Annotated in this window: 8 protein-coding genes; 5 read left to right on the top strand and 3 right to left on the bottom strand. The window is 72.4% G+C overall.

Annotation, left to right across the window (positions count from 1 at the left end; translation table 11 throughout):
- Positions 1-409 precede the first annotated feature (409 nt).
- Genes ACFWFZ_RS20875 through ACFWFZ_RS20855 form a run of 5 tightly spaced genes read left to right on the top strand, consistent with a single transcriptional unit; the run spans position 410 to position 4731 of the window.
- Positions 410-1954, top strand: a complete 1545-nt coding sequence (locus tag ACFWFZ_RS20875; RefSeq protein ID WP_387124277.1) for a sensor histidine kinase — start codon at positions 410-412, stop codon at positions 1952-1954.
- 6 nt (positions 1955-1960) lie between these two features.
- Positions 1961-2365, top strand: a complete 405-nt coding sequence (locus tag ACFWFZ_RS20870; RefSeq protein WP_030031532.1) for a roadblock/LC7 domain-containing protein — start codon at positions 1961-1963, stop codon at positions 2363-2365.
- Positions 2362-2721, top strand: coding sequence for a DUF742 domain-containing protein (locus tag ACFWFZ_RS20865; protein ID WP_387124276.1), 360 nt, complete (start codon positions 2362-2364; stop codon positions 2719-2721). The genes ACFWFZ_RS20870 and ACFWFZ_RS20865 overlap by 4 nt, the downstream gene beginning before the upstream one ends.
- A complete protein-coding gene (locus ACFWFZ_RS20860; RefSeq protein ID WP_387124275.1) occupies positions 2702-3322 on the top strand; it encodes an ATP/GTP-binding protein in 621 nt (206 codons plus the stop codon). The genes ACFWFZ_RS20865 and ACFWFZ_RS20860 overlap by 20 nt, the downstream gene beginning before the upstream one ends.
- Positions 3319-4731 (top strand): cytochrome P450, encoded by a 1413-nt coding sequence (locus tag ACFWFZ_RS20855; RefSeq protein WP_387124274.1) that lies wholly within the window; start codon positions 3319-3321, stop codon positions 4729-4731. Before ACFWFZ_RS20860 ends, ACFWFZ_RS20855 begins: the two co-directional genes overlap by 4 nt.
- A 55-nt stretch (positions 4732-4786) precedes the next feature.
- Here the strand turns inward: ACFWFZ_RS20855 and ACFWFZ_RS20850 are convergent, their stop codons facing one another.
- The 3 genes from ACFWFZ_RS20850 to ACFWFZ_RS20840 all read right to left on the bottom strand — a co-directional run bounded on the left by ACFWFZ_RS20850 (position 4787) and on the right by ACFWFZ_RS20840 (position 7812).
- On the bottom strand, positions 4787-5884 hold the full coding sequence (locus ACFWFZ_RS20850; protein WP_387124273.1) for a hypothetical protein: 1098 nt from the start codon (positions 5882-5884) through the stop codon (positions 4787-4789).
- The gene (locus tag ACFWFZ_RS20845; protein ID WP_387124272.1) at positions 5881-6798 is read right to left on the bottom strand and encodes an SAM-dependent methyltransferase; all 918 of its coding nucleotides are present in this window, start codon (positions 6796-6798) and stop codon (positions 5881-5883) included. The genes ACFWFZ_RS20850 and ACFWFZ_RS20845 overlap by 4 nt, the downstream gene beginning before the upstream one ends.
- 252 nt (positions 6799-7050) lie before the next feature.
- Positions 7051-7812 carry a DUF72 domain-containing protein gene (locus ACFWFZ_RS20840; protein WP_387124271.1) on the bottom strand — a complete coding sequence of 254 codons (762 nt, stop codon included), beginning with the start codon at positions 7810-7812 and terminating at the stop codon, positions 7051-7053.
- Between the last annotated feature and the right edge of the window lie 123 nt (positions 7813-7935).

Genomic DNA, 7935 nt, shown 5'->3' with positions numbered 1-7935 from the left:
CGCCGCACCGGCCGAAAGCCACGTACGTCCCGTACGAGCGCTCCCGGCCGGCACGCCGAGAGCACGCACCGGACGCCGCTCCTGACGGGCAAACGCTGCCTGGCGCGGCACTAGCGGATTTCCGCCCGGGGCGCCACCCGGCGCACGGGCGGCGCGGCCGGCGCCCGCGGGGATCCTGGGGTGGAGGCCCGTGCCGCCGAGGGCGCCGGTGGGCCGTCGACCTCCCTTTACGTCGCCCGCCGCCGAGGACCGCCCGGCGTGACGGCCGGAAAGCGGCGCCGGATATGACGCAAAACGGTTCCTTCGGTCCGATGAACTCCAACGAAAGCGCCCGTGCGTGCAGTTGGGCCTAGTTATGCTCCCCCCACCGATCAGAAGGTAACCCTTTTCCGATAATTCGAGGACGTCGATGGAGCAAAGAGACATTCCACCCGAAACGGTCCGCCCGGAGGTGGGGGCAGGCCGGGCACTGCCCGTGATCGGATCCCTGGCCGCCGTCTGCCTGGTCGGGGCGCTTGTTTCCTCCTCCGAGCCGGTCGGCACCATCCTGGTCGCCGCCGGCGCCCTGTGCGCCGCCACGGTGTTCGTGGAAGCCTTACGGCGCGGCCGCGCGCTCGCCGCCCGCGGCGCCCAGATCGCCGCACTCCAGCACACCCTGGCCCGCCAGGAGACCGAGGCGACCCGACTGTCCGCCGTCGTGCTCCCCGAGGCCATCGAGCGACTGCGCCGGGGCGAGGTGGCCGAGGAGGTGCTCACCTCCCTGGGCGGCCGCGCCGGGCACGGCAACCGCTGGGGCAACGACGCCGCCCTCACCCCCCGCTTCAGGACCGCCCTCCAGGACGTACTGACCCACGTCATCGACGCCGTCGACAACGAGGAGAGCCTGCGCGACTCGGCGCAGCGGGCCTTCGTGAACGTCGCCCGCCGCGTACAGGCGATCGTCCACCAGCAGGCCCACGAGATGCGGGAGATGGAGGACCGGCACGGCCGCAACCCGGACGTGTTCGGCGACCTCCTGCGACTCGACCACGGCACCGCCCTCATCGGCAGGCTCGCCGATTCCATCTCGGTCCTCGGCGGTGCGCGCCCCGGCCGGCAGTGGAGCAGGGCCGTCACCCTCTACAGCGTGATGCGCGGCGCGATGTCGCGGATCATCGACTACCAGCGCGTGGAACTCCACTCGGTCACCGAGGTCGCCGTCGTCGGCCCGGTCGTCGAACCGCTGATCCACACCCTCGCGGAGCTGCTGGACAACGCCACCCGCTACTCCCCGCCGCACACCCGGGTCCACCTGACCGCCGTCGAGGTGCAGTCGGGCATCGCCGTGGAGATCGAGGACGGCGGCCTCAGCATGAGCGAGGAGGCCCGCGCCCGCGCCGAGAGGATGCTGGCGCAGGCACAGTCCGGCATCGACCTCAACGACCTGGGCGAGACGCCGCGGCTAGGCCTGGCCGTGGTCGGCCGACTGGCGCAGGCGTACGGGTTCCAGGTGTCGCTGCGCTCCTCGGCGTACGGCGGCGTCCGCGCCGTGGTCATCGTGCCGCAGCACCTGATCACCACCGCGTCCGCGGCGACCGGTCTCGCGCACGGCATCGGCTCCTCCTCGGGGCCCAGGGCGGTGTCCGCCACACCGCGCGAGCACCCCGTCGACGCGTCGTCCGTCGGCGTGTCCGTGCCCCGGCCGGCTCCGGCGCCGTTGTCCGGGCCGATGCCCGGGCCGACTCCCGCCGGCGGCGGGCCGGCCTCCGAACGCACCGCGACGGGTCTGCCGCAGCGGCGCCGGAAGGACCGCGTCACCACCTCCGACGTCCGGCCGGCCGCGAGGGCGCAGGCGGCGGACGAAAACGGCCCCGGAATGTGGCTGGAGGCGTTCCACAGCGGACTGGCCGGTGAGCCCGGCCAGGACGCACCGGGCGCCCAGGACTCGTCGGGTTCAGCGACCAAAGGGGCGTAAACAGTGATGACTCAGCGAAGCAGCATGGACTGGATGCTCAAGGATCTGGCAGCCGGAGTGCCGCAGACGCGGCACGTGATCGTCCTGTCCGCGGACGGGCTCTGCGTGGCGCAGTACGGGGCCGAGACGGACACCGCCGACCGCCTGGCGGCCGCCTGCGCGGGCCTGCAGAGCCTCGCCGGAGCGGTGGCCGCCGAACTGCCCAGCTCCGAGGGCAGAATGCGGCTGGTCGTGATCGAGATGGACGGCGGGTTCTTCTACCTGATGGCCGCCGGAGACGGCTCCTACCTCGCGGTCCTCGCCGACGAGGGTGTCGACGCGGGCCTGATGGGCGCGCAGATGCGCAACCTGGTGACCCGAATGGGGGACCACCTGAGCAGCCCGCCGCGGCATGACGGGCAGCCCGCGTGAAAGAGCCGCCCGCAAGCTGGGAGGACGCCAGTCCCGAACGGCTCTATGTCATCACCGGCGGACGCAGTGGGCCCTCCACCTCCGTCCGGCTGGACCTCGTGACCTTAGTGGTGGCCAAAGGGCCTCCCCGGCCGGAGATGCAACCCGAGCAGGCCTCCATCCTGCGGATGTGCCAGTCACCGCTGTCGGTGGCCGAGATCGCCGCGTACGTAGGCCTGCCCGTGAGCGTCGTCACCGTGCTGGTCGGAGACCTGATGGCCGCCCAACGCGTGCACGTCCGCCCGCCCATTCCCACCGCGCAGCTACCCGACCTTGCTCTGATCGAGGCAGTGATCGATGGACTTCAGAAGCTCTGACCCGCCCGCCGGGCCGCGCGAGGCGGACATACTGCCGCAGACGGCCGCGGCGGCCGTGAAGGTCGTCATCGTCGGCGGCTTCGGCGTGGGCAAGACGACGATGGTCGGTGCGGTCAGCGAGATCAAGCCGCTGACCACCGAGGAGACGATGACCAGGGCCGGTGTCGGCGTCGACGACACCTGGGGCGTCGCCCGCAAGATCACCACCACCGTGGCCATGGACTTCGGCCGCATCAGCATCAACGACGAACTCGTCCTGTACATGTTCGGGACACCCGGCCAGGAGCGCTTCTGGTTCCTGTGGCGCGGGCTGTTCGAAGGCGCGCTCGGAGCCGTCGTACTCCTCGACACCCGTCGGCTGGAGATCAGCTTCGACGTCATCGGACGGCTGGAGGAACGCGGCGTCCCCTTCGTCGTGGCCGTCAACTCCTTCCCCGGCGCGCCAGAGCATCCGCTGGAGGAGCTGCGCGAGGCCCTCGACCTGCCGCCCGCCGTCCCGATCCTCGTCTGCGACGCCAGAAGGCGGGAATCGTCCCGCGACGTCCTGCTGACCCTCATGCGCTACCTGCACTCCCAGGCAGCCACCCAGGAGGCAATGTGAGCACCACCCCCACCCCACCGCCCCAGTGCCCCGCCCACGCCGCGGCGACCGCGGGCGGCCTGTACCGCCTGCACGGAGCGGAAGCCGAGGCGGACCCCTTCGCCCTGTACGAGAAGCTGCGGGCCGAGTACGGCCAGGTGGCCCCGGTCCTGGTGAGCGGGGACCTCCCGGCGTGGCTGGTCCTGGGCCACCGGGAGAACCTGGACGTCGCCCGCACGTCGTCGCTCTTCGCCCGCGACCCCCGGGGCTGGCGCGACCTGAGGGAGGGCCGGGTGCCGGCCGACACCCCGCTCGGGCCCATGGTCTCGTGGGTGCCGGTGTGCAACTTCACCGACGGCCCCGTCCACGAGCGGCTGCGCGCAGCCGTGGTGGAGTCCCTGGAACGCTTCGACAAGCGCGGCATCCGCCGCTACGTGACGCGCTTCGCCAACCAGCTCGTCGACCAGATCGCGGCCGAGGGGTACGCCGACCTGGTGCCCGCCTTCTCCGACCAGCTCCCCATGCTGGTCATGACGCAGCTCATCGGCGCCCCCGACGAACACGGGCCGCTGCTGGTCAACGCGGCGCGCGACATGCTCCAGGGGACGGAGACGGCCCTCCAGAGCGACCGGTACGTCACCACCACGCTGGAGAACCTGGTCGTGGAGCGCAAGGCCAAGCCGGCCCGCGACCTCGCCTCCTGGCTGATCGAGCACCCCGCGGACCTCACCGACACCGAAGTGCTCATGCACCTGCGCGTCGTGCTGATCGCGGCGTACGAGACCACCGCCAACCTGATCGCCAACACGCTGCGCACCGTGCTGACCGACCCGCGGTTCAGGGCGAGCCTCTCCGGAGGCCACATGACCCTGCCCGACGCCCTGGAGCAGGTCCTCTGGGACGACCCGCCGATCAACACGATCATCGGGCGCTGGGCCACCGGGGACACCGTGCTCGGCGGCCAGCAGCTGAAGGCCGGGGACATGATCCTGCTCGGCCTGGCCGCGGGCAACGCCGATCCGCAGATCCGGCCCGACCCGGCCGCGTCCGTCCACGGCAACCGCTCCCACCTGGCCTTCAGCAGCGGTCCGCACGAGTGCCCGGGCCAGGACATCGGGCGCGCCATCGCGGACACCGGCATCGAGGTCCTGCTGGACCGGCTGCCCGACATCCAGCTGGCCGTCGACGCGAGCGAGCTCCAGTGGCGGGGCACCCTGATGTCACGGCACCTGCTGTCCCTGCCGGTACGGTTCGCCCCGCGCTCGGTACCGGCCCCGGCCCCGCAGCTCCCGGTGGAGCAGCCCGCCGGGCACCCCGTCCACCCGGTGATCCCGCCGCAGCCGGCAGCGCCCCCCGCGGTCGCCGCCGCCGGCGGCGGCCGCAGGCGCCGTGGCGTGAGCTGGTGGCGCCGGCTGTTCGGCCGCCGCTGAGCCTGCCGCTCCCCACAGGGCCCCGGCCGTACGGCCGGGGCCCTGTGTTCGTCGCTCAGTCGCGCAGGTGCCGCCACCAGGCCGCCAGGGCCGGCAGGTCCGGCGGCTCGGTCCCCGTGTCGCTGGGGCCGTCGGCGAACCGGACCGTGAACGCGGCCTCCATGACGGGCAGTTCGTAGCGGTTGCGCGGGCTGGCGTACCGGGGCGCACGGGTCTGCCACGCGATGCAGCCGGCGACGTAGTGGCCCAACGCCGCCAGGTGTCGGCGCAGTTCACGGTCCGCGCCGTGCTCCAGTCGTGCCCGCAGCCGGAGGAAGAGGACCATCACCCGGTCACGCAACGCCACGGCGAGAGGTACCGCCTCGGCCGGGGAGCAGCCCTCCCGATGGGCGAGGACGTTGACGAGGTTCACCTCGCGCGGTTCCAGGTGGTCGTCCTTGTCGTAGGAGAAGAGGTCGTTGTCGGCGCTGACGACGAAACCGGCCGCGTCCGTGAGGGCCGTCAGGGCGGGAGAGCACAGGACGTCCGCCGGCAGCCGGTCCCGGCGGGCGACGTCCGACCAGGTCAGCGAGAACCGCGTGCCGTTCGCGAGCGGCCCCATGGCGACGAAGTCGTTCAGCCCCGGCATCGATCTCTCCTCCGCCCGGGCGGCGCGCCAGGCCGCCCCGAGCAGCCAGTCCCGCGTCCCCTCGACGAATCTGCGCAGCTCGTAGGGGGTGAGCAGGGCGTGGGTGCGGCCGACCAGGTCCAGCAGCGCGCGGTTCATGGGCCCCTCGGGCAGCAGGGACGCCCCGGGGTCCTCGATGGTGCGCAGCAGCCGTGCCCCGTGTTCGACGACGGCCGCCGTCCCCACCTCGTCGGAACCGGAATCCTGCCAGTCGTCGACGGCGTTGGCCCAGTAGTTCCACTCGGTGAACAGCAGGACGGCTTCCGCGTCCCCGTCGGGGATGATCCGGCAGGAGAAGTCGGCGCTGTGGGTGGCGAGCCCCCATGCGCGCTCGACCGGGTCGGGGTACAGGCCGAAGGCGTCGAGCCACTCGACCGCCCGGGCTTCCACCTCCTTCGCGTCGGGATGGACGAGGTCGCGCGGCAGGGGGCAGTAGAAGGGCGGCAGCCCCCTGCCCAGGAGCGAGGGCCGTGGCGGCATGGTCATCGGCCACCGCCGACCCGGAAGCGCAGCAGCCGCGTCTCGACCGCGTGGTCACGCCACAGCCGGAAGAACTTGCTGTGCGCGATCGTCGACTCTTCGAGCCGGTCGGCGGTCCAGGCTCCGGGTTCGGCGCCGGAGCCCGCTCTCAGCCGGTCGAGTTCGGCGGTGTTCCAGGCCATGGACTGCACCCAGAACTCGGCCACCGCATCCGTCACGTCCTCGTCCTGCACCAGCTCGAAGCCGGCCGCCTCGGCCGCGGCCAGGTAGTCGCAGCGCCGGCCCAGCCGCGTTCTGTAGTAGCCGTCCATGAACTCCCGCCACTCGGACGCGCCCACGAAGTGCTCCTGGATCCCGAACCAGCCCCCGGGTACGAGGGCCTTGGCGACGACCTCGAACAGCCGGGCCCGGTCGGTGTATCCGCTGCTCTCGTTGGCGTAGACGGCGTCGTAGACGCGGGTCTGGTCGAGGTCGTGGACGTCCGCAAGTACGGGCTCCACGCGCTCCGCGAGTCCGGCCTGACGGGCGAAGTCCCGGACGATAGGGAGGTGTTCGGGTGTGATGGTGAGACTGGTGACCGACGCCCCGTGCTCCTGCGCCCAGTACAGCGAGGTGCCGCCCAGGCCGCAGCCGATGTCGAGCAGCCGCCGGGGAGGGGCCTCGTACGCGCCCCACGAACGGGCCGCGTGGTCGACTATCCGCTCCTGCGCGTCGAGCAGGCTCTGCTTCAGCGTGCCCTGCGCGACGGTGGTGTCCGGTGGGCCGTCCGGATACAGCCCCACATGGAAGTGGACGCGTGGGCCCGGACCGTACTTGTGCAGTATCTCCTGTGTCTTGCGGCTGTAGTAGAGCCGCACCGCGTCGTCCGCGGCCGCGCCGCGGCCGCTGCCTAAGGGCCATACGAAGGGTATAACGCGCATGGGTGTCCGCCCTTTCGTGGGGTAGGGCCGCCCTCCGGGTCACGCCGGCGCCGCTTTCGTAGCGTCCCGAACGGCACACTGTTGAAGCACGGACCATCGTGGCATTTCGAAGGCGCCACGTCAGCCCGCTGGAGCAGCACGGTACCGCCAAGATCAGTGGATTGTGGGCCGGTTGACGGTGTGGACGAGTCGGTCGCTGACACGGCCGTCGGCGGCCTCCGCGGTAGCGGGAATTCCGGGCGCACCCCGACGTCATGCGCCGGCGTGCGCCCGGGACGGCCCCCATGCAGGGGACGGCACCAGCTTGACGAACGCCCGGGCGTCGGCCACGGCCGCTCCGCCCGCGTCGTTGTTGAAGTACGCGAAGACGTCCGCGCCCGCCGGCCAGGTGTCCGCGATCCGGGCCGCCCAGGTGCGCAGGGCCGTCCGGCCGTAGCGGGGAGCCGGCCGGGCGCGGCCCGCGTGGAACCGCACGTATCCCCAGTCCGCGGTGCGCCACAGGGGTGTCACGGGCCGCGATCCGCGGTCGGCCCAGCACAGGGCTGCGCCGCGGTCGGTCAGGACCGAGCGCACGTCCTGGGTCCACCAGGACTCGTGCCGGGGCTCGACCGCGACACGCGTACCGGCCGGGAAGCAGGCCAGGCACGCGTCGAGGGCGGCCGGATCGGCTCGCAGTGTGGGCGGCAGCTGGAGCAGGACCGGTCCGAGCCGGTCGCCCAGGGACGCGGCGTGCGCCATGAGGCGGTGAACCGGCTCGGCGGGCTCGCGCAGGCGTTTGACGTGCGTCAGGAAGCGGCTGGCCTTGACGGCCATGACGAAACCGGGCGGCGTGCGGGCACGCCACTGGGCGAACGTCTCGGGTGTCGGCAGCCGGTAGAAGGCGGCGTTGCTCTCCACGGTGCGGAAATGACCGGTGTACTCCTCCAGCCACAGGCGCTGCGGCCGGTCCGGCGGATACAGGACGCCCGACCAGTCGCGGTACTGCCACCCGGAGGTGCCGACGTACACGCTCATGCCATCCGCCTGCCCACGGCGGGGTCCGGCACACCTCGGACCCCGCACGGGTGAGCGGCGCCGGGCGCAGGGGTACTGTCGTCCCGCGGTCGCAGGCCGCCGCCCGCGCCTCAGGTGAGCGCC

The sequence above is a fragment of the Streptomyces sp. NPDC060232 genome, from assembly GCF_042726555.1.
GTDB lineage: Bacteria > Actinomycetota > Actinomycetes > Streptomycetales > Streptomycetaceae > Streptomyces.
Note: the sequence above shows the minus strand (reverse complement) of the source record. Positions and strands in the feature narration are given on the sequence as shown.

Coding starts and splice junctions, on each gene's coding strand:
- ACFWFZ_RS20875 (WP_387124277.1), top strand. CDS start 410: ATGGAGCAAAGAGACATTCCACCCGAAACGGTCCGCCCGGAGGTGGGG.
- ACFWFZ_RS20870 (WP_030031532.1), top strand. CDS start 1,961: ATGACTCAGCGAAGCAGCATGGACTGGATGCTCAAGGATCTGGCAGCC.
- ACFWFZ_RS20860 (WP_387124275.1), top strand. CDS start 2,702: ATGGACTTCAGAAGCTCTGACCCGCCCGCCGGGCCGCGCGAGGCGGAC.
- ACFWFZ_RS20850 (WP_387124273.1), bottom strand. CDS start 5,884: ATGACCATGCCGCCACGGCCCTCGCTCCTGGGCAGGGGGCTGCCGCCC.
- ACFWFZ_RS20845 (WP_387124272.1), bottom strand. CDS start 6,798: ATGCGCGTTATACCCTTCGTATGGCCCTTAGGCAGCGGCCGCGGCGCG.
- ACFWFZ_RS20840 (WP_387124271.1), bottom strand. CDS start 7,812: ATGAGCGTGTACGTCGGCACCTCCGGGTGGCAGTACCGCGACTGGTCG.